Genomic DNA, 21,188 nt, shown 5'->3' on the forward strand with positions numbered 1-21,188 from the left:
CGGGCCGCACCGCACCGCCGCCGGGCCGCACCGCCCACCGCCGGGCCGCACCGCACCGCCGCCTCGCGCGGAGGGGGCGCACGTAGAGGGGGGCGCAGTGCTCGGAACGCCGGAGGCCGCTCACTACGCTGGCCCCGTGGCTGACATGACGAGAGAAACGCTGCGGCACGACCTGCCCGAGGCCCTGCGCCGCGACGTCCGGCTGCTCGGCGCCATGCTGGGGGACGGACTCGTCGAGTACGGGGGGCCCGACCTGCTCTCCGACGTCGAGCGGCTGCGGCACGCCGTGATCGCGGCGCGGCGCGGCGAGGCGGGCGCGGACGAGCCCGCCGCGATCGTGGACGGCTGGTCCCTGGAACGCGCCGGGCAGGTCGCCCGCGCCTTCACCGTCTACTTCCACCTCACCAACCTCGCCGAGGAGCACCACCGGATCCGGACGCTGCGCGAGCGGGACGCCCGGGGCCGCACGGTGTCCGGCTCGGTGGCGGCGGCGGTCGAGGCCGTCCGCGCGGAGGCCGGGGAGCAGCGGCTCGCCGAGATGGTGGACGGCCTGGAGTTCCGCCCGGTGTTCACCGCGCACCCGACCGAGGCCCGCCGCCGCGCGGTCGTCACGTCCATCCAGCGGATCAGCGACCTGCTGTTCGCGCTGAACGACGCGCCCGAGGACGGCGAGGAGCAGGCCGAGACCGAGCGCCGGCTGCGCGAGGAGATCGACCTGCTGTGGCGCACCGCGCTGCGCCGGCACACCCAGATGGACCCGCTGGACGAGGTCCGCACCGCGATGGCCGCGTTCGACGAGACCATCTTCCGGGTCGTCCCGCGGGTGTACCGGACGCTGGACGCCGCGCTGGACGACGGCCGCACCGGCACCCGCCCGCCGCGGGTCCGGCCGTTCCTGCGGTTCGGGTCGTGGATCGGCGGCGACCGGGACGGCAACCCGTACGTGACCGCTCAGGTCACCCGCGAGGCCGTGATGATCCAGGCGGGCCACGTGCTGCGCGCGCTCGCCACGATGGCGGCCCGGATCGGCCGCGAGCTGACCGTCAGCGAGGCCACCACGCCCGCCTCGCCCGCGCTGCGCGCGGCGCTGTCGGCCGCCCGCACCGCGAGCCCCGAGCGGCTCGCCGAGATCGCCAAGCGCTCCCCGGACGAGCCGCACCGGCAGTTCCTGCTGCACGTCGCCGACCGCATCGCCGCGACGCTGGAGCGCGACGCCGACCTCGCCTACGCCGGCCCGGACGAGCTGCTCGCCGACCTGCGCGTGCTGCGCGACTCGCTCGCCGAGGCGGGCGCGGTCCGGCAGGCGTACGGCCGCGTCCAGGACCTGGTCTGGCAGGTCGAGACGTTCGGGTTCCACCTCGCCGAGCTGGAGATCCGGCAGCACTCCGAGCTGCACGAGAAGGCGCTGGAGGAGGTCCGCGCGGGCGGGCCGCGCGGTGAGATGACCGAGGAGATCCTCGACACGCTGCGCGTCGTCGCGTGGATCCAGCGCCGGTTCGGCGTCGCCGCCTGCCACCGCTACGTCGTCTCGTTCACCCGTTCCGAGCGCGACATCGCCAACGTGCACGAGCTCGCCGCCTCGCTCGGCGACGACGCGCCCGTCCTCGACGTGATCCCGCTGTTCGAGACCGGCGAGGACCTGGAGCGCGCCCCGTCCGTCCTGGCGGGGATGCTGGACATCCCGGCCGTCCGGCGGCGGCTGGACGAGACGGGCCGCCGCCTGGAGGTCATGCTCGGCTACTCCGACTCGGCCAAGCAGCTCGGCCCGACCTCGGCGACCCTGCGGCTGTACGACACGCAGGAGGCGCTGGCGCGGTTCGCCGCCGAGCACGACATCAAGCTGACCCTCTTCCACGGTCGGGGCGGGTCGCTCGGACGCGGCGGGGGCCCGGCGCACCGCGCGATCCTGGCGCAGGCGCCCGGCTCGGTCGCGGGCCGGTTCAAGGTGACCGAGCAGGGCGAGGTCATCTTCGCCCGGTACGGGCAGCCGCGCATCGCGCACCGCCACCTGCAGCAGGTCGCCAACGCGGTGCTGCTGGCGTCCACCGACGCCGTCCAGGACCGCGCCCGCGACGCCGCCGCCCGGTTCCGGCCGCTCGCCGACCGGATCAGCGAGGCCGCCAAGCGCTCCTTCCAGTCGCTCATCGAGACCGAGGGGTTCGCCACCTGGTTCGCCCGGGTCAGCCCGCTGGAGGAGATCGCCGAGCTGCGCATCGGGTCCCGGCCGTCCCGCCGCAAGGCGGCCCGCGGCCTGGAGGACCTGCGCGCCATCCCGTGGGTCTTCGCCTGGACGCAGACGCGCGTGAACCTGCCGGGCTGGTACGGCCTGGGCAGCGGTCTCGCCGCGGTCTCCGACGACGGCCGCGACCTGGACGAGCTGCGCGAGGCGTACGCGGAGTGGCCGCTGTTCCAGACGCTCCTGGACAACGCCGAGATGAGCCTCGCCAAGACCGACCGCGCGATCGCCGAGCGGTACCTCGCCCTGGGCGAGCGTCCGGAGATGACGTCGGCGGTGCTGGCGGAGTACGACCGGACGCGCCGCCTCGTCCTCGCCGTGACGGGCCACGAACGGCTCCTGGAGGACCGGCACGTCCTGTCCCGCGCGGTCGAGCTGCGCAACCCGTACGTGGACGCGCTCTCGCACCTCCAGCTCCGCGCCCTCGGCGCGCTGCGCTCCGGCGCGGTCACCGACGAGGCGGAGCGGGTCCACCTGGAGGACCTGCTCCTGCTGTCGGTGAACGGCGTCGCCGCCGGCCTGCAGAACACCGGCTGACGCTCGGCCCGTCGGCTCGTCGGCCCGGCGCCTCGACGGCCCGTCGGCTCGCCGCGTCGTCGGCTCGTCCGGAACGCCCCCGCCCGCGCGGCCGGGGGCGTTCCGCCGTTTCGGCACGTCGCCGAAACGTTGGAACCGAGAACCCTCGGCCGTTCCGGGACGGCCGGGTCAGACCTTCTCGACCCGCGTCTCCTCCGGGCCGACCGGACGTCCGTCCGCGTCGCGGATCTCGATCGGCGCGAGCGGACGGCCGTCCCGGTCGAGCAGTTCGGAGTGCGCCTCGCCCGGGGCGAACGAGTGCCGTTCGCCCCACTGCCGCAGCGCCACGATCACCGGGAACAGGTCGCGGCCCTTCGCGGTGAGCGCGTACTCCCGGTAGGCGCTGCCGTCCGAGGCGGGGACGAGGTCGAGGATGCCCGCATCCACCAGCGCACGCAGCCGCGCGGACAGGATGTTCTTCGCGACGCCGAGGCTGCGCTGGAACTCCCCGAACCGGCGGCTGCCGTCGAAGGCGTCCCGGACGATCAGCAGCGACCACCAGTCGCCGATCGCGTCCACCGAGCGCGCCACCGGGCACGCGCTGCCGTCCAGTCTCGTCCGCCGCACCATGGTTGCAAGATGCCACCAGACCCCTCTACGGTCAAGTGGTGGCATATTGCAACCAGAAAGGGCCGTCCCGCGCGGCCGTCCTCCTGTTCGCCGTCGCGAGCGGCACGGCCGTCGCGAACGTCTACTTCGCCCAGCCCCTCCTCGCGACGCTCGGCGGCGAGTTCGGCATCGGGACCGGGGCCGTCGGCGCCGTCGTCACGGCGACCCAGGCCGGCTACGGGCTCGGCCTGCTCCTGCTCGTCCCGCTGGGGGACGTGCTCGACCGGCGGCGGCTCGTCCCGGCGCAGCTCCTCCTGCTCGCCGGGGCGCTCGCGCTGCTCGGGACGGCCACCCGCGTCCCGGTCCTGTTCGCCTCGGCCGCCGCCGTGGGCCTGCTGGCGGTCGTCACGCAGACGCTCGTCGCCGCCGCCGCGTCGCTGGCCTCCCCGGCCGACCGCGGACGCGTCGTCGGGCAGGTGACCAGCGGGATCGTCGTCGGCATCCTGCTCGCCCGGACGGTCTCGGGCGTGCTGGCCGACCTCGGCGGCTGGCGCTCGGTCTACCTGGTCTCGGCGGCCGTCACGACCCTGCTGGCGCTGCTGCTGCGCCGGACGCTGCCGCTCCAGCAGGCCCGGCCGCGCGTCCGGTACCCGGAACTGCTGCGCTCCACGGTCGCGCTGTTCGTCCGCGAGCCGCTGCTGCGCGCCCGCGGCCTCCTCGCGCTGCTGCTCTTCGCGGCGTTCGGCACCCTGTGGAGCTGCGTCGCCCTGCCGCTCACCGACCTCGGCCTCTCGCACACCGCGATCGGCGCGTTCGGCCTCGCGGGCGCGGCGGGCGCGCTGGCCGCCGCCCCGGCCGGACGCCTGCACGACCGCGGCCTCGGCGTCCGCACCACGACGGTCGCGCTCGTCCTGCTCGCGCTCTCGTGGGGGCCGCTGGCGCTCGTCCGGCACTCGCTCTGGTGGCTCGCGCTCGGCGCGGTGCTGCTCGACCTCGCCGTCCAGGCCGTGCACGTGACCAGCCAGAGCATGATCTACACCCGCCGCCCGGACGCGGGCAGCCGCGTGATCGGCGGCTACATGGTCTTCTACTCGGCCGGCAGCGCCCTCGGAGCCGTCGCCTCCACCGCCCTCTACGCCGCCGCCGGATGGTCCGCCGTCTGCGCGCTGGGGGCCGGGTTCAGCCTCGCCGCCCTCGCGGTGTCCAGAATGGGGCTCTCATCCGAGAGGAGTCCCATGCCCGAGATCAGGCTCGCCGTCCCGTCCGACCGTCCCGCCGTGGAGCGGATCGTCCAGGCCGCCTACGCCCCGTGGACGGAGGTCATCGGCACGCCCCCACTCCCGCTGGGGTCCGACTACGCCGCCCTCATCGAGGCGGGCCGGGTGCACGTCCTGGACGACCTGTCCGGGCTGATCGTCCTCATCCCCGAGGACGGCCGGCTCCTGGTCGACAACGTCGCCGTCGACCCGTCCCGTCAAGGCGAGGGCCTGGGACGCCGCCTGCTCGACCACGCCGAGGAGCAGGCCCGCGCGCTCGGCCTCCCCGCCCTCCGGCTGATCACCAACGAGAAGATGACCAGCAACATCGCCCGCTACGAGCGCCGCGGCTACCGCGAGACCGGCCGCGAGGAGATCCAGGGGCGGCACGCCGTCCACATGGCCAAGACCCTCTGACGGCCGAAGCGCGGTGCGGTGTCGGTGCGGTGCCGCACCGGCACCGCACCTCGCTCTTGCACGTCCGGTCAGGCCGGGGTGGACCAGTCGGGGGTGCGCTTCTCGGCGAAGGCGGCGATGCCCTCGCGGCGGTCGGGGGAGAAGGCGACCGTCCGCCAGGCGTTCTCCTCCACGTCGAGCCCCGCCTCCAGCGGCAGGTCGCCGCCGATGCGCATCGCGCGCTTGGCGGCGCGGACGGCGATCGGGGAGTTCTTGGCGATCCTCGCCGCGATCGCGAACGCCTCGTCCCGCGCCTCGCCCTTCGGGACGCGCCGGTCGGCCAGCCCGATCGCGGCGGCCTCGTCGGCGTCCAGGCGGCGGCCGGTCAGCACCAGGTCGGCGGCCCGGCCGGACCCGATCTTGCGCACCGCGAGCTGCGTGCCGCCCCCGCCCGGGACCAGGCCCACCGACACCTCGGGCAGCCCGAACACGGCCGAGTCGTCCGCGACGATCATGTCGCAGGACAGCGCGAACTCGCAGCCGCCGCCGAGCGCGTAGCCGTGCACGGCCGCGATCACCGGCTGCGGCAGGTTCAGCACGCCGCCGAACGCGGCGCGGAACACCGGCCGCTGCGCCAGGATCTCGTCGTCGGACATGGCGTTGCGTTCCTTGAGGTCCGCGCCCACGCAGAACGCCTTGTCGCCCGCCGCAGACAGGACGACCGCGCGGACCGAGCCGTCCGCGGCGACCTCCGCGCACACCGCCGCCAGCCGCCGCGCCATCGCGGTCGACAGGGCGTTCAGCGCCTCCGGCCGGTCGAGCACGATCTCGGCCACATGTTCGTTCTGCTTGTCGCGCCTCAGCGTCACTCCGTCCACAGAGTGCACCTTAGATCGCCCACTGCCGGTGGGCCACGGGGCGGGGTGAGGTTGGATGGTGGAGTGACACGTTATGGGGACCTCGACCGTCCGCCGCTCCACGAGGCGGCGCTCACCCGCGCGCTCGTCCGGCCCGGTGGGCTGTGGCGGAGCGTCCGGGTGGTCGAGGAGACGGGCTCGACCAACGCCGACCTCGCCGCCCTCGCGCGCGAGGGGGAGGACGAGGGCGTCCTGCTCGCGACCGAGTTGCAGACCGCCGGGCGCGGACGCCTCGGCCGCACCTGGACCGCGCCCGCCCGCTCCGGGCTCGCGTTCTCGATGCTGCTGCGGCCGGACGTCCCGGCCGACCGGCTGCCCTGGGTCCCGCTGCTCACCGGCGTCGCGGTCGCCTCGGCCGTGCGGCGGCTGACGGGGTTCGGCGAGGCGGGCGACCGGTTCTTCGCCGGCGCGGACGGCGACACGCGGGTCGACGCCGTGCTGAAGTGGCCGAACGACGTGCTCGTCGGCGACCGCAAGCTCGCCGGGATCCTGGCCGAGAAGGTCGGCGACGCCGTCGTCGTCGGCGTCGGCCTGAACGTGTCGCTGCACCCGGACGAGCTGCCCGTCCCGACCGCCACGTCCCTGGCCATCGAGGGCGCGCCGCTGTCGGACCGCGCGCCGATGCTGCGCGCCGTCGCCCGCGAGGTCGAGGGCCGGTACCGGGAGTGGGCCGCCGCGTCCGGCGACCCGGAGGTCTGCGGCCTGCGCGCCGACTACCGGGAGCTGTGCGCGACGCTCGGCCGCGAGGTCCGCGTCCAGATGCCCGGCGGCGCCGAGACGCGCGGCCTGGCCGAGGACGTCGACGCGGAGGGCAGGCTGGTGGTGGCGGCCCCGGAGGGGAAGGTCCCGGTCAGCGCGGGCGATGTGGTGCATGTGCGCTGAGATGGGGCGCATGTGCGCTGAGCGGCGCGATCCGCCACGATATTTCGTGTGACGTTGGAGGGGGAGATGTCGGACGACGGCCTGCCGGACCCCAAGGTGATCGAGGAGCTGCTGCTCGGCGGCGAGCTGAAGTACACCCGGGTGGACGCCGTGCGGCTGTCCGGGATCGCCACCGAGTTCGCCCGGCGGCTGTGGCGGGCGTTCGGCTATCCGTCGATGCCGGAGGACGCCGTCGCCTACACCGAGGGGGACGTCGCCGCGCTGTGCCGCATCCGCCGCCTGATGGACGACGGGGTGCTGGACGAGAACGGCGTGATCCGGCTGGTCAGGGCGTTCGGGCAGACCATGACCCGGCTCGCCGAGTGGCAGGTGAACCTGCTCAGCGCGATGCTCGTGTCCGACCCCCGGGAGCAGCCGTCCGCCGAGGCCGTGTCGTCCATCGTGGACATCGCCGAGAAGCACATCGACGAGTTCGAGCCGCTGGTCGTGCACGCCTGGCGGCGCCAGCTCGCCGCCGCGGGCAACCGCGCGATGGCCGCCGCCGCGTCCCGCGAGGACGAGGGGCGCGGGGGCCCGCACCTGCCCGGACGCCTGGTCACCACGGTCGGGTTCGCCGACATGGTCTCGTTCACCCAGATGAGCCGCGAGCTGGACGAGATCGAGCTCGCGCGCGTGGTCGAGTGGTTCGAGGAGACCGCCGCCGACATCATCGCCACCTGCGGCGGACGCCTGGTCAAGACCCTCGGCGATGAGGTGCTGTTCTGCGGCGACACCCCGGAGACGGTCGCCGAGATCGCGCTGTCGGTGGCCGCCGCGATCCAGGACGAGACCGAGATCCCGGACGTCCGCGTCGGCGTCGCCCATGGCCCGGTGCTCCCGCTCATGGGGGACGTGTTCGGCACGACCGTGAACCTCGCCGCCCGCCTGACCGCGCTGGCCAGGCCGGGCACGGTCGTCATCGACGAGTCGCTCGCCGAGGCGCTGACCGGCAACGACGCCTACACGATCACCAGCATGGTGCGCCGTCCGGTGCAGGGGCTCGGCATCGTCCAGCCCTACGTCCTGCGCCGCACCAGACTCTGACTTGGTGCGGGTGCTCAGGCACCCATCACCAAGTCAGGCAGATACGCCGTAAGACGATCACGCAGACTGCTCAGCACTCGGTCAGCACTGCTTCCTTCAGCGAGCGCCGCATCCGGAGCGACCTTGAGTGCGTAGTAAGAAAGCGCCGCGGCATCGGTGCCAATGACCTTACTCAGGCGAATCTCGTTCGGTGTAACCGTTGTCGAGGGGTCGACTTCGAATACATAGATCCAAGAATTCGGCTTGTTGTTCGAGGTGCTGCCGGGTGCGGAAAGCCGAAAGGTGCCGTCTGTCGCGAGAGAAAGATCGGGCTTACCTAGGAATTTCTGCCAGCTGTCCCAGACCGCTGCGGGTACGGCGAAGACGCATCCTGCGGAATTCGCGTGCATGCCGATCTGGAATTTAAACATCATTTGATAAAACGTCCGCTTGAAGACGTTTGCGATGTTCGGTCCTTCGATCTTGTTGCCTGGCCATTCCGGGTGCTCGCTGACAGCCTGGGCGAAACCTCCACGATGGAGTCGAAGGGCATCACTAAGATCGCGAACTGCTGAGGCGTAGCTGCCGTGGAAATCCATGGTCTGGATTTCAAGAACCCCGTAGCGCCGTAGGGTGGGGGCTCCAGTCTCTGTCGGGACGATCTCTGCAATGGTCACATCGAACGAGAATTCCGGTGAACGCTCAGTGGCGGCGAGCGCGATCTCTCCACCGAACTCTTTCTGGAAGAAGGCATAGCAGGGTTTGTTGTCCCGGACATCGGTTCGGAAGCGGGCGGCTGTCTCCTGATCGTTCAAGTTCAGTGCGGGCACGAGGCTGATCGGGGAGGCGGCGTCGTGTTTGAAGAGGCGGCGGACGGCGTCTTCGAGAAGAGAGGGTTCGAGGACGCGGAAAGGACAAACGAGCCAGTCCTGCCGGTCTCCGTTACCGCTGGTGCTGATGGTGCATACGCCTCGGGAACCGGGCTTCTTGACGCAACCGCGCTCCCTTCCTGTTTCGCGCGTGAGGAAGGGGCAGCGCTCGTCCTGTTGGTCCTTCAGGCTATCACTGGTTCCAGCGACGACCGGATAAACCCGGTGTCCGAACCATTCGGCGATATGGTTGCGTGCGGGCTTGGGGGTGCGGGGAGAGCGGGATGCCTTCGAGGGGGGCATGGGACCTATTTCTGTTCGATGTCTTCGAAAGGATTTTCCGTAACGCCCAAGATTTGTCGGACCTTCTCCCTCGCGGCGTTCGAGTATGTTTCCGACAGCTCGAATCCGATGGCTCGGCGGCCGTTATTGATCGCGACCTGGAGCGCTGTTCCTGTTCCGGCAAAGGGGTCGAGTACTGTTCCGCCCGGCGGGCATGAGCTGAGAATTCTGGGCGTGACGAGCCGCGGGGGGAAAGTCGCGGAATGTCCGTTGGTGCCACTTTGGACGTTGACTGTGACGACATCTCTCGCGTCCGGTTCGACCTGCGAAAAGTCATAGTAGTACTTCGGGCGACCTTCTTTTGCCCGCTTCACAAAATGAAACAAGTGTTCATGTGCGAGGCGCAGGCGGTCACGCTCTGGACGTGGTGGGACATTGGGCTTGTGCCAGATGAGGTCGTTCCGAAGGATCCAGCGGTGGTTTTGCATCGCGATTGCGAAGCGAGCCGGGATCATCAGCAGTTGTTTCTCCTGGCGATGTCCTCCCATCGGAGTTCGGCGACGCTCGCGGGGATTGTCTCCCAGACCTTGGCGTCCGTCCTGCCGAAGGCTGGCCCACCGGGCGAAGTAGGTATCGCCGATGTTGATCCACATGCTGCCGTCTGGCGTGAGGGCGGGCGCCCCGCGTTGAAGGATCTCCACGAGATGATCTACAAACCACTCTGGTAGCGGTTCCAGGCCAAGGATGCCGCCGTGATCTCGGTACCACTCGTACGGAGGGCTGTCTTCCTTATCGTGCCCCTCGGCCATCCACTCCTTCAGGATGTCGTTGTTGTGCTCAAGGCCGTAGGTGCGTAGCCCCCAGTAGGGAGGAGAGGTGATGATCAGGTTGACTGACTCCGGCTCAAGATCGGCCATGAGATCGTAGGCGTCGCCGTGGTGGACCTCGGCGGTCACCGACCCAGCAGCGTCTCCCTCCTCGGTAGCAGCGGGGAAGAGGGCGGGGACGGGCTCAGCAGTCATGCGGACAACATTAGAGGGATTGTGCGTCATCTCTGTGCAGGAAGCGCAGCGCTGTGGATGACAGTGATCGGATAGTAGAGGTGCTGACCGGCCACGGCCCCAGCTCGATCACCAGCATGGTGCGCCGTCCGGTGCAGGGGCTCGGCATCGTCCAGCCCTACGTCCTGCGCCGCGCGAAGTCCTGAGCGCACTGTTCCCGATCACCTGACACGCACAGTGTTCCCGTGGATACGCTCCACGTCAGACATCGGGTCAGTCCGACTTCCGCGACAACGGAGGTGGCGTGTGATCAGTCCGTACGTGCGCAGGCTGCGTCTGGCGCAGGAGCTCCGCGACCGGCGTCAGGCCGCCGGGCTCACCAGTGAGGAGCTTGCCCGCCGGGCGGGCACCCACCGGCAGATGATCTCGAAACTGGAGAACGGGCACATCCCGCCGCATCAGGACGAGGTGCTCGCGCTGCTGGACGCCCTCGGGGTGGACGGGGACGAGTGGACCGAGCTGGTCACCCTCGCCAACGAGGCCGCCTCGCGCGGCTGGTGGGAGGGCATGGCCAAGCAGATGGGCGAGCGTCAGGCGCTGGTCGCCAATCTGGAGGCGGGCGCGGAGACCATCCGGCACTACCAGCACGCGATCATTCCGGGACTCCTGCAGACCCCGGAGTACACGCGCTTCCAGGCCGCCGCGGATGACGGACGGTCGATGGCGGCGGGCACGACGGTCGAGGGCATCCTGCGCGGCAGGGCCACCCGCCAGCGGATGCTGCGCCGCCCCGGCGGCGGTCCGGTGTACGAGGTGATCATCGATGAGCTGGTGATGCGCCGCCTCTCGGTGCCGCGCGAGACCATGCGCGACCAGCTCGCCGCCATCACCGAGCTGTGCGACGCCGAGGAGCGGATCACCGTGCGGGTGCTGCCGATCGACGCCCGGTTCGAGGACCACATCGTGCCGACCTCGTCCTTCGTCGTCTACACCTACGCCAACGGTGACCCGACGGTCGTCTCCATCGAGGGCGTGACCCAGGACGCCGCGCTGACCGGGGAGAAGAGCACCGGCCCCTACGTTCGGATGTTCGACCGCCTGCGCGACTCCGCGTTGTCGATCGAGGGCAGTCGCGATTATCTGGACAAAGCAGTCGAAGTCCTGCGCGCCTGAAGGGAGCCTTGAGTGATCACCGAACGGGATCAGTTCAGTGATTGGCGCAAATCATCTCGAAGCGGTGATTCTCGGGACTGTGTTGAGGTGGGCCGCACCGCGTCGCTGATCGGCTTCGCCGACACCAAGCGGCGCGGGCGCGGAGTCGTGCTCGGGTTGGAGCGTCCCCTGGCGGCGGAGTTCCTGGCCGCCGTCAAGGTGGGGAGGTATGACCTGGACTAAGAAAAGGCGCTGGTCGGAGGGGCTGTGGCGGGACCGCCACAGCCCCTTTCGCATGCCGGTCGCCGGATATCGCGTCACCCAAAGTGGCGTTTCCCTTGCCGAGCGTGCTCGCACCTCTCCATACTCGTTACTGTCACGACCATGTGAAGGCGCGCAATGAGCACGTCTTCAAGATCTGCAACGAAATACGAGCTTCACAGTCGCGGCGGCCCTGCGTGATCGGGAACGTGGTTCCGCCTGCCCTCCGTATGCGACAGGGAGTGATCGAGTGATGACGCCAGCGCAGCTCGCCGCCGCCTTCCCCGGCTGGTCGGTGTTCCGCTCACTGGGGCCGGACGGCGCGCCCGCCGCCTGGTACGCGACGCGGCGGCGCCGCCTGTCCGACCGCGAACTCGCCCGGGGGCGCGCCGCGACGCTGGTCGCCGACTCGGGGGACGCGCTCGCTGAACTCCTCGCCGGGGACGCCGCACCCCCGTCCGCCGCGCCGGACGAACTCCTCTTCGCGTGCGTCGAGATCCCCGGCCAGGAGTCGGGCGTGCCGTGCGTCCGCCGGTGGGCCAGGAACCTCCTCGCCGAGCCGCACACCCGCGACCTCGCGGCCGACGCCGAGCTCATCGTCAGCGAGTACGTCACGAACGCGATCTGGCACTCGGCGAGCGGGCTCGCGGGCGGACGCGTCCGCACCGAACTGCTCCTCACCGCCACGGTCCTGCGCGTCACCGTCTACGACGACGGCCCGACCGACACCTCCGCCCCCGAGGACGCGAGCACGGCCGCGGCCTGCTGCTCGTCGCCGCCTGCTCCGACGACCACGGCCACCGCCACCTCCCCGACGGGCAGCACGTCTCCTGGGCGTCCGTCAACCGCTGACCCCTGAACCAGAAAGCGAGATCCGCCATGGGCCTGGACCTCACGGCTCTCATCATCGACTGGACGCGCCTGCTCGCCGTCGCGCCGGAGTCCCGCTACGGGTTCCTGGAGAACGCGGTCGCCGCCCTCCTCCCCGAGGGCGCCGTCTACGACCCGCCGCCGGGCCTCGTCTGGCCCGAACGTCCCGAAGTGGGCTGGTACGCCCTCTACGAGTTCCGCGACACCTCCGGCTCGTACAAACCCCACGCCTGGGCGGGCCGCTCGTGGGAGCACATGCGCGACGCCGTCGGCCCGTCCCTGCGCGCCGACGGGGACGCGTTCTTCGGCCGGCTCCTGGCCGGAGACACGGGCGACCACCTCGAACCGGGGATCTTCCCAGGCCAGGACGTCCGCCACGTCACGACGCTGGTGGCCTGCGCGCCCGACACCGTCCGCGCCCTGGCGGACGTCTGGACGCGCCTGGCTCCCCGCCTCCCCGAACTCCGGACTCCCTTCGACGCCCACGCCGCCGAGCCCGGCCGCTGGATCGGGACGTTCGACGAGTTCACAGCCCTGACGCTGCAATGGGCGGACGCCGTCCAGGAGGCCGCGAGCCGGAAGTGGGCCCTCGCGGCGATCAACTTCTGACGGAACCGCGGCCGTCCCGCGCGTCAGCCTCCGAGCCGTTCGGGCGGCCGTCCGGAGTCGGGGTCCGACCTCCACACCAGGACGCTCCGGCCCGACCACAGCATGATCACCGCGACCAGGCCGGTCAGCCAGAGCAGCGCCGAGGCCAGCAGCGAGGCGAGGCCGGGTGTCCCGGCGACGTGGTCGCCGAAAGCGCCGCGGACCATGCTCGCGTTGACGGCGAGGGCGTTCAGGACATCGGACCGGGAGTCCGCGAACCACGTGGCCGCGATGCTGACGAGCAGCGACACGGTGTGGACCCCGAAGCAGCCCAACGCCAAGAAGCGCCTTGCCCCCTTCTTCGTCCGGGAGCTGCTCACCTGCTCCAGCCACAAGGCCCCGGCGAGGAAGGCGTAGAACAACCCCTCGCCGACGAACAACTGCATCGCCCCGCGCCCGGGGGGATGGCCGCGGTCCATGACCCGCAGCATCACACCCGCGCCGGGGTGCTCCACCGAGTTGAAGCGGGCCAGGGTCAACAGGAAAACGACCGCCTGGAGCGCCGCGCCCGTCAGCAGGACGTAGGTGAGCCCGGAGCTCCGGCTCGGCCCGGTGGAGGTCAAGAACCATGAGGTGGCGACGGCGACCGTCACCACGACGCCCATCAGCAGCCACAATCCGATCGCCGTGCGCGGATGGTCGAGCACCACCCTGTCGGACGCTCGCGGAACATAGGACGTCCCCGGCACCTGCACCATGAACAGGAGGACCCCGCCCGCGACGACCGCCAGGCAGGCCATGGTGGACGCCGCGGGCAGCGCCCAGTACTCCGGCACATGCGCCAGCGCGGCGAGGCTTCCGACGAGCGCGACCAGGAGGCACAGACCTGGGAGCACACTCCACGTCCGGCCCATGAACAGCACGCGGAAGGTGCTGTCGTGGATCTCCAGCGTGGTCGTCGCCGCCGGAACGCCCGACCGGCCGACGCCGTGCTGGTGGACGGCCTGGTCGGTGAACCCCGGAAGGAAGAGCGACACGACCACCAGCACGGCGGCGAGCCCGACGATGAGGAGGGCGATCCGGCGGTGCCTCTCCTCCTCGTCCAGCAGTCGGTCGAGGAAGAGAGGCTCGGCGTCCTCGGACGGCGGCTCGGCGGCCGGGGGCGAAGGCGTGTGAGCGGCCTCTTTCCGTGGGAGCGGGGACGGGGGCTGGACGAGCGACGTGGACGTCTCCGACAGCGGGCCGTCGCTCTCGGCGGGAAGCCTCCGCGTCGTACTCGGGCTCGCACTCGCACTCGGGCTCGACTCGGCGGTCAGGGCCGACACGCGGGCGAGGAGGTCGGGCACGCTGGGACGGCGGTCCGGGTCGGTGTCCAGGCAGTCGGCGATCAGCTCGCCGAATCCGGACGGCAGGGACGCGTCCAGCCCGGAGAGGTCCGGCTCGCCGTGGACGATCCGGTACAGGACGGCGTGCGCGGGACCGGATCCGAAGGGGCTCTCGCCGGTGGCCGCGAAGGCGAGCACCGACCCGAAGCTGAAGACGTCGCTCGCCGGACTCACCGGATCACCGCGTCCCTGCTCGGGGCTCATGAACGCGGGGGTCCCGACGATCGCCGAGCTGTGGTGGGACGCGTCGAGCGCGTGCGCGATGCCGAAGTCGATGACGCGCGGACCGTCCGCGGCGAGGACCACGTTGCCCGGCTTGAGGTCGCGGTGGACGAGCCCGGCCGCGTGGATCGCCTCCAGCCCCTCGGCCAGCCCCAACGCCAGGACCGCGAGCTCGGCGGGCGGCAGCGGGCCGTGCGCCGTGACGGCCTCGTGCAGGGACGGCCCGGCGACGTACGCGGTGACCAGCCACGGCGGGTCGGCGCCCGCGTCCGCGTCGACGACCTGCGCGGTGTAGAAGCCGCCGACCTTCCGCGCCGCCTCCACCTCGCGGGCGAACCGCTCCCGGAACCGCGCGTCCTCGGCGAGCTCCGGCCGGACGACCTTCACCGCCACGGGCCGTCCGCCGGGCGAACGGCCGAGGTAGACCCGGCCCATGCCGCCGCTGCCGAGCCGCCGTTCCAGCCGGTAGCGGCCCACCTGGCGCGGGTCGGAGGCCCGCAGCGACTCCCTCACCAGACCGGCCTCCCGCGTGTGGCCCGCGACCGCGTGTCCCCTTGATCCTAGGCGCGTCCGGCGTCCGCGTCCCGGCCGCCGCAGGACGGACCGGACGGCCGCCGCAGGATGGGCCGCACGGCCGCCGGAGGATGGGCCGCACGGCCGCCGGAGGACGGACCGCACAAGGGCGAAGCGACCCTCAAAGCCACAGGTCTGTCACTCTTCGGATGCGAATGATGACAAAGCGAAGCGTTCCCCGAAACGACGGGTGAAGCTCGGGGGGTGAACCCCAAGGGATCAACGACGGGTGAAGCTCGGGGGGTGAACCCCAAGGGATCGGACACCAGGGCGTCCGTGCCGCGGCATGTGGCGTGCGTGATGGACGGGAACGGCCGCTGGGCCCGGCAGCGCCGCCTGCCGCGCACGGCCGGCCACCGGGCGGCGGAGGCGGCCGTCATCGACGTCATCGAGGCGGCGCGCGCGGCGGGCGTGCGCTGGCTCAGCCTGTACGCCTTCTCGACGGAGAACTGGCGGCGCCCGAGCGACGAGATCGACTTCCTCATGGGCCTGGTCCGGCGGACGCTGCGCAAGCACGCCCTGTCCATGTGCGCGCGCGGCATCCGCTGCCGGTTCCTCGGCGTCTCCGATCCCCGCATCCCGCCCGGCCTCGCGCGGGACATCGCCGACCTGGTCGAACTCACCCGCGGCAACCGCGGGATGACCCTGACCATCGCGTTCGACCACGGCGGACGGCGCGACATCGTCGAGGCCGCGCGGGCGCTGATCCGCGACCGGGTGCCCGCCGACCAGGTCACCGAGGAGAGCTTCGCCCGGTACCTGCCGCACCCCGACACCCCGGACGTCGACCTGGTCATCCGGACGTCGGGGGAGCAGCGCATCTCCAACTTCATGCTCTGGCAGGTCGCCTACGCCGAATGGGTGTTCCCCGAAGTGCTCTGGCCCGATTTCCGCGCCGAGCACTTCTCGGAGTGCCTGCACGTCTACCGGAACCGCGAACGCCGTTTCGGCGGCGTCCGCCCGCGGTTCCCCGACCTCGACCCCGAACTGACCGACCCCCTGGTGAAAGGCAGCAGATGAGCGTTGACACCTCCGCCGGACAGCCCGACATCTCGATTCTGGGCCCCGGCGCGTCCCTGAACACCTACTGCCAGGACGCCCGCTGGGGGCTGGCCGTCATCCGGGCGACGATCCTGGAGGCCGCGCACCCGCAGATCGGCGCGGCGCTGATCGAGAACTCCACGTTCGTCGCCCATCCGTGGCGGCGGGTGTTCAACACCCTGCTCAGCGTCCAGCGCATCCTGGACGCCGACCCGCGCGTCCGGGACCGGGAGGCGGCGCGCCTCAACCGGCTGCACGCGCGCATCGCGGGCGTCGATCCGAAGGGGCGCCCGTACAACGCGATGGACGCCGACGCCCGCGCCTGGGTGGTCGGTTCGCTGTTCGAGTCGACCGTCAACCTCAGCCGGATGAGCGGCGTCTCCATGGACGCCGCCGAGATGGAGCGGCTGTACGAGGAGTTCCGCGCGATCCTCGTGCTGCTGGAGGGCAACGCCGACCACCTGCCCGCCACGGTCACCGACTTCTGGCCCTACTTCGAGGACGTGATCGACCGCGGCCTGGAGAACACCGAGGCGATGCGGATCATCCTGTTCGAGCTGTTCGGCCGGATGCCCGCGCCGCCGCTGCTGCGCCCCTACCCGGCCCTGTGGTCGGCGGGCCGCGCCATGGCCGGGCCGGTGATCTCCGAGTTCCTGAAGGCGACGCTGCCCGAGCCCGTCCGGCAGCGGGCGGGCCTCGGCGAGCTGCCCGGCTCGCACCTGCTGGCCCGCGGCGTCTACCTCGGGACGGGGGTGGCGTCCCGCGTCCTGCCCGAGTCCTGGACGCGCACCGACACCATGATCGGCCTGCTCGACCCGAGCCGCGCCGAGGGCTCCGGGGCGCAGCTGGTGACGGCGCTGCGCCGCCAGCAGGACCGGGCCGCCGCCCTGCTCCGCCTGCTCTCGCCCCTGTCCGGGGACGCTCCGGCCGAGGGCAGCGCGGCGCGGTCGGCCGACCGGTTCTTCGCCGAGGTCCTCGACCAGACCGGCGACGGCTACGTGTCCTGGCCCGACCTCGCCGCGATGGCCCGCGAGATCGCGTCCCGGCTGGACCTGGACGCCGACGGCGAGGAGCGGCTGTTCGACGCGTTCGCGGGCTGGTGGCGCGAGCTCGCGAACGCGCTCGACGACGACGGCGACGGCCGCGTCAGCCGCGCCGAGTACGCCGCCGCGGCGTCCTCGCTGGCGAGTCCCGCCCTGGTCAGGGTGGCCGAGGTGCTGTTCGACGCGACCGACAAGGACGACGATCAGTCGATCAGCGCCGCCGAGCACCGCGCCCTTTTCCGCACCGCGTTCTCCCGCGACGTCGAGACCTCCGGGGAGGACGTCCGGTACACGCGCAGCGAGTTCGTCCGCGAGTTCCTCGCCTTCATGGCCGGCCGGAAGGGCTCGGCAGGCTACGACTCGCTCCTCACCCAGGCCTGACATCCCACACCCGCAGACGCGGCACGGGGCGTGGGGGCGTCAGGCGGGGGTGAGGGAGTCGAGCCAGCGGACGAGGCGGGCGCCCTGGCGGGTCATGATCTCCGGGTCGCGCAGCGCGTGGGCCAGCAGGGACATGCCCTGGTACGCGCCGACGAAGGTGAGCGCGAGCTCGTCGGGGTCGTCCAGGCCGAGTTCGCGGAACTGCCGCTCCGCCCACGCCAGCAGCAGCCGCAGGACGCGTCCGGCCTCCTCGCCGAGCCCGCCGTCCTCGCGCTTGCCCAGCTCGGTGGCGAGGGTGCCGGTCGGGCAGCCGTAGCGCGCGGCGGTGTCGCGCTGCCCGACCCACGCCTCCACCAGCGCCTTGAGGCGCTCGCGCGGGTCGGGCAGCGCGTCCAGCCCGCCGGTCAGCGCTGACAGGCGCCCGGCGTGCTCCGACAGCGCCGCCTGCACGAGGTCGTCCTTGGTCTTGAAGTAGTAGTAGACGTTCCCGACCGGCACGTCGGCGGCCTTGGCGATGTCGGCGATCGTCGTGCGCTCCGCGCCCTGCCGGTGGACGACCTCGGCGGCGGCGGCCGTGAGCCGCCGCCGCTTGTCCGATCCCCGCGCCCTCGTTGAGTTGGTCACCTGACTGACTATAGACAGACCCCGCCCGGTCCGTGCTACCGTCCTCCCCAGCAAGTGAGTGAGTCAACTAACTAACTCGGGAGAACGACATGATCGTGGTGACCGGAGCGACGGGCAACGTCGGCGGAGCGCTCGTGCGGATGCTCGCGGCGGACGGCGGGCGCGTGACGGCGACCTCGCGGAACATCTCGGCCTCGGACGTCCCGGACGGCGTCCGCCACGTCCGCGCGGACCTCACCGACGCGGACGGCCTGCGTCCCGTCCTCGACGGCGCGGACGCCCTGTTCCTCCAGAACGGCGGGCCGAGCGCCCACCTCATCGACCCGCACGCCCTGCTGGACGCGGCGAAGGCGGGCGGTGTCCGGCGCGTGGTGCTGCTGTCCACGCTGGGTGTCGCGACCCGTCCGGACTCGGTCTCGCACGGCGTCGTGGCCGGGGCGATCGAGGACGCCGTCCGCGCGTCGGGCCTCGACTGGACGATCCTGCGGCCGGGCAACCTCGCCAGCAACGCCTACGCGTGGGCCGAGTCGGTGCGCGCGCACCGGACCGTCGCCGCGCCGTTCGGCGACGTCGGCCTGCCGGCGGTCGACCCGTCCGACATCGCGGTGGTCGGCGCGGCGGCCCTGCGCGCGGACGGCCACGCCGGGCGGACCTACGAGCTGACCGGCCCCGCTCCGGTGACGCCGCGGCGGCAGGCCGAGGCCATCGGAGACGCGATCGGCGAACCCGTCCGGTTCGTGGAGCTGACCCGCGAGGAGGCCCGCGCCCACATGCGGGCCTTCATGCCCGAGCCCGTCATCGAGACGACGCTCTCCATCCTGGGCGAGCCCACCGAGCGCGAGCGCCGCGTCAGCCCGGACGTCGAGGACGTCCTCGGCCGCGCCCCGCGGACGTTCGCCGACTGGGCCCGCGAGCACGCCCCCGCCTTCCGCTGACGCCGCTCACTCGGCAGGACCGTGCGGCGCTCGGCGTGAAGGAGCGGCGCGCGGTCCCGATGTCCGGCCCTGTCGGTGGTGGCGGGACGGCTCCTGCCATGGCGGGAACGGGCCGGGCGCGGGGTCAGTCGGAGTCGCCCTCGCCCGGGGCTTCGGTGAGGCGCTGGAGGTAGTTGTGCTCGCCGAGCATCTCGACCAGGCCGAGCTCGGTCTCCAGGAAGTCGATGTGCTCCTCCTCGTCCGCGAGGATGTCCTCGAAGAGGCGCGCGGAGGTGACGTCGCCGCGGGAGCGCATGAGCTCGATGCCGGGACGCAGCCGCGCGACGGCCTCCAGCTCGATCCGCAGGTCGGCCTGGAGCTGCTCGACGATCGTCTGGCCGATCCGGAGCGTGCCGATCTTCTGGTAGTTCGGCAGGCCCTCCAGGAACAGGATCCGGTCGGTCAGCCGCTCGGCGTGCCGCATCTCGTCGAACGACTCGTCCCGGCTGTGCTTCGCCATCCGGGTGAAGCCCCAGTTCGCCTGCATCTTGGAGTGCAGGAAGTACTGGTTGATCGCGGTCAGTTCGGCGGTGAGCTGCTCGTTGAGCAGCGCGATGATGTCCTTGTCGCCTTCCATGGCGGCCATGCTTCCACGACGCCCGGTGATCGGACAGCGTCAGGCGGCGGTGTCGCGCAGCCAGCGCGAACGCACGGGCGCCACGATCCGCTGCGGCATGACGGGCGCCGCCGGCGTCCCCGCGGGTGCGCCTTCGGGAGCGTCCGGGGCGGGCGTCGTCGCGCCCGCGTCCGGGATCTGAGACGACTCGGCCGAGCCGAGCGCGCCCCCGCAGACGCGCCGCGCCGAGACCGGCTCGGCCTCGGCGGTGCCGGCGGGGGAGGCCGTCGCCGGGACGCCGAGCGGCGGGACCGGAGCGTCGGCGGGCAGGACGGGCGGCAGCGGGCCGCCGGTGATGGCGTCCACCATGTCGCTGGCCGTGTTGACCTCGCTGACCAGCGAGTACAGTCGCCGGGTGCAGGACCCGCAGCCGGGCTTCCAGCCGCAGGCGTCCTTGACCTCGCGGACCCGGCGGCACCCTCCGTCGAGCATGCAGCCGCGCACGTCGTCCTCCGTGACCGCGTTGCAGACGCAGACGTACATCCGGGCTGGACCTCTCAGGCGACGGGTAAGGGCTGCCTCAATAAGGTAAGGCATACCTAATGTAAGTCAGGGTCGTCCGGTCTGGCCAGTCCCGCCCGGGGCGGTGTGATCTAAGCCTCGGCGGGAAAGGGTCCCTCCCAGCGACGGGAGGGGTGACCGGTGGTACACGTGCGGCCCGGCGGGGCGAGTCCTCTGGAGACGACCCCGGGAGCGCCGCCCGGCGGGCCGCGGGACGCCGCGGAGCCGGTGGCGCCCGCCGAACAGCCGCTCCCGGTGGAGCCGCCGCCCGGCGGACCGCCCGGCGAGGACGCCCCGACCGGCGCCTACCGCCTCCAGCTCCGCGCTCCCGGCTTCGGGTTCGCCGAGGCGGCGGCGCTCGCGCCCTACCTGCGCGACCTGGGCGTCTCGCACGTGTACCTGTCGCCGGTGCTCCAGGCCGCGCCGGGCTCCACGCACGGCTACGACGTCGCCGACCACGGCCGGATCTCCGCCGAACTGGGCGGCGAGGACGCGTTCGCCGCGATGGTCCGCCGGTTCCGGGCCGAGGGCCTGCGGGTGCTCCTCGACATCGTCCCCAACCACATGGCGTTCCACGGGACGGCCGTCGCGTCGGTGCTCGCGGACGGCCCGGCCTCGCCCTACGCGCACTGGTTCGACGTGGACTGGGAGGCGGGCGGAGGACGGCTCGTCCCGCCCGGCGAGGGCGAGCCGAACTACCGCCGGTTCTTCGACATCTCCGGCCTGATCGGGCTCCGCCAGGAGGATCCGGACGTCTTCGACGCCACGCACGCGCTGATCGTCCGGCTCTACCGGGAGGGCCTGGTGGACGGCCTCCGCGTCGACCACCCCGACGGCCTCGCCGACCCCCGCGCCTACCTCCGCCGCCTCCGCGGGGCCCTGGGCCCCGCCGGGCCCGGCACCGCCCCCGAAGGCGACCCTGGCCCCGCCG

General features: G+C 72.1%; 20 protein-coding genes. 12 read left to right on the top strand and 8 right to left on the bottom strand.

Annotated elements, in window-relative coordinates; translation table 11 throughout:
• Nucleotides 1-145 precede the first annotated feature (145 nt).
• On the top strand, nt 146-2,773 hold the full coding sequence (locus DZF91_RS09770) for a phosphoenolpyruvate carboxylase (protein ID WP_117357155.1): 2,628 nt from the start codon (nt 146-148) through the stop codon (nt 2,771-2,773).
• A 168-nt stretch (nt 2,774-2,941) separates the two neighbouring features.
• On the opposite strand, the gene DZF91_RS09775 is transcribed toward DZF91_RS09770, so the two are convergent.
• Nucleotides 2,942-3,382 carry a winged helix-turn-helix transcriptional regulator gene (locus tag DZF91_RS09775; protein ID WP_117357156.1) on the bottom strand — a complete coding sequence of 147 codons (441 nt, stop codon included), beginning with the start codon at nt 3,380-3,382 and terminating at the stop codon, nt 2,942-2,944.
• 38 nt (nt 3,383-3,420) lie between these two features.
• On the opposite strand from DZF91_RS09775, the gene DZF91_RS09780 reads away from it, so the two are divergent.
• Nucleotides 3,421-5,034 (top strand): MFS transporter, encoded by a 1,614-nt coding sequence (locus DZF91_RS09780; RefSeq protein WP_199486523.1) that lies wholly within the window; start codon nt 3,421-3,423, stop codon nt 5,032-5,034.
• A gap of 68 nt (nt 5,035-5,102) precedes the next feature.
• Here the strand turns inward: DZF91_RS09780 and DZF91_RS09785 are convergent, their stop codons facing one another.
• Nucleotides 5,103-5,891 (bottom strand): enoyl-CoA hydratase/isomerase family protein, encoded by a 789-nt coding sequence (locus DZF91_RS09785; protein WP_235834189.1) that lies wholly within the window; start codon nt 5,889-5,891, stop codon nt 5,103-5,105.
• 63 nt (nt 5,892-5,954) lie between these two features.
• Between DZF91_RS09785 and DZF91_RS09790 the strand changes: the two genes are divergently transcribed.
• Together DZF91_RS09790 and DZF91_RS09795 are read left to right on the top strand one after the other, a co-directional pair.
• Nucleotides 5,955-6,812 carry a biotin--[acetyl-CoA-carboxylase] ligase gene (locus DZF91_RS09790; RefSeq protein WP_235834190.1) on the top strand — a complete coding sequence of 286 codons (858 nt, stop codon included), beginning with the start codon at nt 5,955-5,957 and terminating at the stop codon, nt 6,810-6,812.
• A gap of 66 nt (nt 6,813-6,878) precedes the next feature.
• Nucleotides 6,879-7,895: an adenylate/guanylate cyclase domain-containing protein gene (locus tag DZF91_RS09795; protein WP_117357158.1), complete on the top strand. Its 1,017-nt coding sequence runs from the start codon at nt 6,879-6,881 to the stop codon at nt 7,893-7,895.
• A gap of 14 nt (nt 7,896-7,909) precedes the next feature.
• Here the strand turns inward: DZF91_RS09795 and DZF91_RS09800 are convergent, their stop codons facing one another.
• Together DZF91_RS09800 and DZF91_RS09805 are read right to left on the bottom strand one after the other, a co-directional pair.
• Entirely contained in the window at nt 7,910-9,046 is a 1,137-nt protein-coding gene (locus DZF91_RS09800) for a PDDEXK family nuclease (RefSeq protein ID WP_117357159.1), read from the bottom strand.
• A 5-nt stretch (nt 9,047-9,051) separates the two neighbouring features.
• Entirely contained in the window at nt 9,052-9,981 is a 930-nt protein-coding gene (locus DZF91_RS09805; RefSeq protein WP_199486524.1) for a DNA-methyltransferase, read from the bottom strand.
• Between the two features lie 351 nt (nt 9,982-10,332).
• Here DZF91_RS09805 and DZF91_RS09810 point away from each other — a divergent pair, with 351 nt between their 5' ends.
• From DZF91_RS09810 to DZF91_RS09825, 4 genes are all read left to right on the top strand, one after another.
• Nucleotides 10,333-11,199 (top strand): helix-turn-helix domain-containing protein, encoded by an 867-nt coding sequence (locus DZF91_RS09810; protein WP_158587893.1) that lies wholly within the window; start codon nt 10,333-10,335, stop codon nt 11,197-11,199.
• A 12-nt stretch (nt 11,200-11,211) separates the two neighbouring features.
• The gene (locus DZF91_RS42625; protein WP_117357162.1) at nt 11,212-11,421 is read left to right on the top strand and encodes a DUF397 domain-containing protein; all 210 of its coding nucleotides are present in this window, start codon (nt 11,212-11,214) and stop codon (nt 11,419-11,421) included.
• 271 nt (nt 11,422-11,692) lie between these two features.
• On the top strand, nt 11,693-12,298 hold the full coding sequence (locus tag DZF91_RS09820) for an ATP-binding protein (RefSeq protein WP_117357163.1): 606 nt from the start codon (nt 11,693-11,695) through the stop codon (nt 12,296-12,298).
• Nucleotides 12,299-12,318: 20 nt separating this feature from the next.
• Nucleotides 12,319-12,918: a hypothetical protein gene (locus DZF91_RS09825; RefSeq protein WP_117357164.1), complete on the top strand. Its 600-nt coding sequence runs from the start codon at nt 12,319-12,321 to the stop codon at nt 12,916-12,918.
• 23 nt (nt 12,919-12,941) lie between these two features.
• On the opposite strand, the gene DZF91_RS09830 is transcribed toward DZF91_RS09825, so the two are convergent.
• On the bottom strand, nt 12,942-15,017 hold the full coding sequence (locus tag DZF91_RS09830) for a serine/threonine-protein kinase (protein ID WP_117357165.1): 2,076 nt from the start codon (nt 15,015-15,017) through the stop codon (nt 12,942-12,944).
• Nucleotides 15,018-15,320: 303 nt separating this feature from the next.
• On the opposite strand from DZF91_RS09830, the gene uppS reads away from it, so the two are divergent.
• Nucleotides 15,321-16,097, top strand: a complete 777-nt coding sequence (gene uppS / locus DZF91_RS09835) for a polyprenyl diphosphate synthase (RefSeq protein WP_235834192.1) — start codon at nt 15,321-15,323, stop codon at nt 16,095-16,097.
• A complete protein-coding gene (locus tag DZF91_RS09840) occupies nt 16,094-17,542 on the top strand; it encodes an oxygenase MpaB family protein (protein ID WP_117357167.1) in 1,449 nt (482 codons plus the stop codon). Before uppS ends, DZF91_RS09840 begins: the two co-directional genes overlap by 4 nt.
• A 39-nt stretch (nt 17,543-17,581) precedes the next feature.
• Here the strand turns inward: DZF91_RS09840 and DZF91_RS09845 are convergent, their stop codons facing one another.
• On the bottom strand, nt 17,582-18,166 hold the full coding sequence (locus DZF91_RS09845) for a TetR/AcrR family transcriptional regulator (protein WP_117357168.1): 585 nt from the start codon (nt 18,164-18,166) through the stop codon (nt 17,582-17,584).
• Between the two features lie 89 nt (nt 18,167-18,255).
• Between DZF91_RS09845 and DZF91_RS09850 the strand changes: the two genes are divergently transcribed.
• Nucleotides 18,256-19,101: an NAD(P)H-binding protein gene (locus DZF91_RS09850; protein ID WP_117357169.1), complete on the top strand. Its 846-nt coding sequence runs from the start codon at nt 18,256-18,258 to the stop codon at nt 19,099-19,101.
• Nucleotides 19,102-19,225: 124 nt separating this feature from the next.
• On the opposite strand, the gene bfr is transcribed toward DZF91_RS09850, so the two are convergent.
• Together bfr and DZF91_RS41055 are read right to left on the bottom strand one after the other, a co-directional pair.
• Nucleotides 19,226-19,717 (bottom strand): bacterioferritin, encoded by a 492-nt coding sequence (gene bfr / locus DZF91_RS09855; protein WP_117357172.1) that lies wholly within the window; start codon nt 19,715-19,717, stop codon nt 19,226-19,228.
• A gap of 39 nt (nt 19,718-19,756) precedes the next feature.
• Nucleotides 19,757-20,239, bottom strand: coding sequence for a (2Fe-2S)-binding protein (locus DZF91_RS41055; RefSeq protein ID WP_199486525.1), 483 nt, complete (start codon nt 20,237-20,239; stop codon nt 19,757-19,759).
• A gap of 246 nt (nt 20,240-20,485) precedes the next feature.
• Here DZF91_RS41055 and DZF91_RS09865 point away from each other — a divergent pair.
• On the top strand, nt 20,486-21,188 hold a 703-nt coding region (locus tag DZF91_RS09865; protein ID WP_268915927.1), incomplete at its 3' end, for an alpha-amylase family glycosyl hydrolase.

Origin of the sequence: Actinomadura logoneensis, from assembly GCF_003428695.1 — a bacterium.
Classification (GTDB): domain Bacteria; phylum Actinomycetota; class Actinomycetes; order Streptosporangiales; family Streptosporangiaceae; genus Spirillospora; species Spirillospora logoneensis.

What these genes read in the sequence shown, in the direction of transcription:
- DZF91_RS09840 (WP_117357167.1), top strand. Translation starts at nt 16,094, where the DNA reads ATGAGCGTTGACACCTCCGCCGGACAGCCCGACATCTCGATTCTGGGC.
- DZF91_RS09825 (WP_117357164.1), top strand. Translation starts at nt 12,319, where the DNA reads ATGGGCCTGGACCTCACGGCTCTCATCATCGACTGGACGCGCCTGCTC.
- DZF91_RS09820 (WP_117357163.1), top strand. Translation starts at nt 11,693, where the DNA reads ATGACGCCAGCGCAGCTCGCCGCCGCCTTCCCCGGCTGGTCGGTGTTC.
- DZF91_RS09775 (WP_117357156.1), bottom strand. Translation starts at nt 3,382, where the DNA reads ATGGTGCGGCGGACGAGACTGGACGGCAGCGCGTGCCCGGTGGCGCGC.
- DZF91_RS09850 (WP_117357169.1), top strand. Translation starts at nt 18,256, where the DNA reads ATGATCGTGGTGACCGGAGCGACGGGCAACGTCGGCGGAGCGCTCGTG.
- bfr (WP_117357172.1), bottom strand. Translation starts at nt 19,717, where the DNA reads ATGGAAGGCGACAAGGACATCATCGCGCTGCTCAACGAGCAGCTCACC.
- DZF91_RS09795 (WP_117357158.1), top strand. Translation starts at nt 6,879, where the DNA reads ATGTCGGACGACGGCCTGCCGGACCCCAAGGTGATCGAGGAGCTGCTG.
- DZF91_RS09770 (WP_117357155.1), top strand. Translation starts at nt 146, where the DNA reads ATGACGAGAGAAACGCTGCGGCACGACCTGCCCGAGGCCCTGCGCCGC.
- DZF91_RS09800 (WP_117357159.1), bottom strand. Translation starts at nt 9,046, where the DNA reads ATGCCCCCCTCGAAGGCATCCCGCTCTCCCCGCACCCCCAAGCCCGCA.
- DZF91_RS41055 (WP_199486525.1), bottom strand. Translation starts at nt 20,239, where the DNA reads ATGTACGTCTGCGTCTGCAACGCGGTCACGGAGGACGACGTGCGCGGC.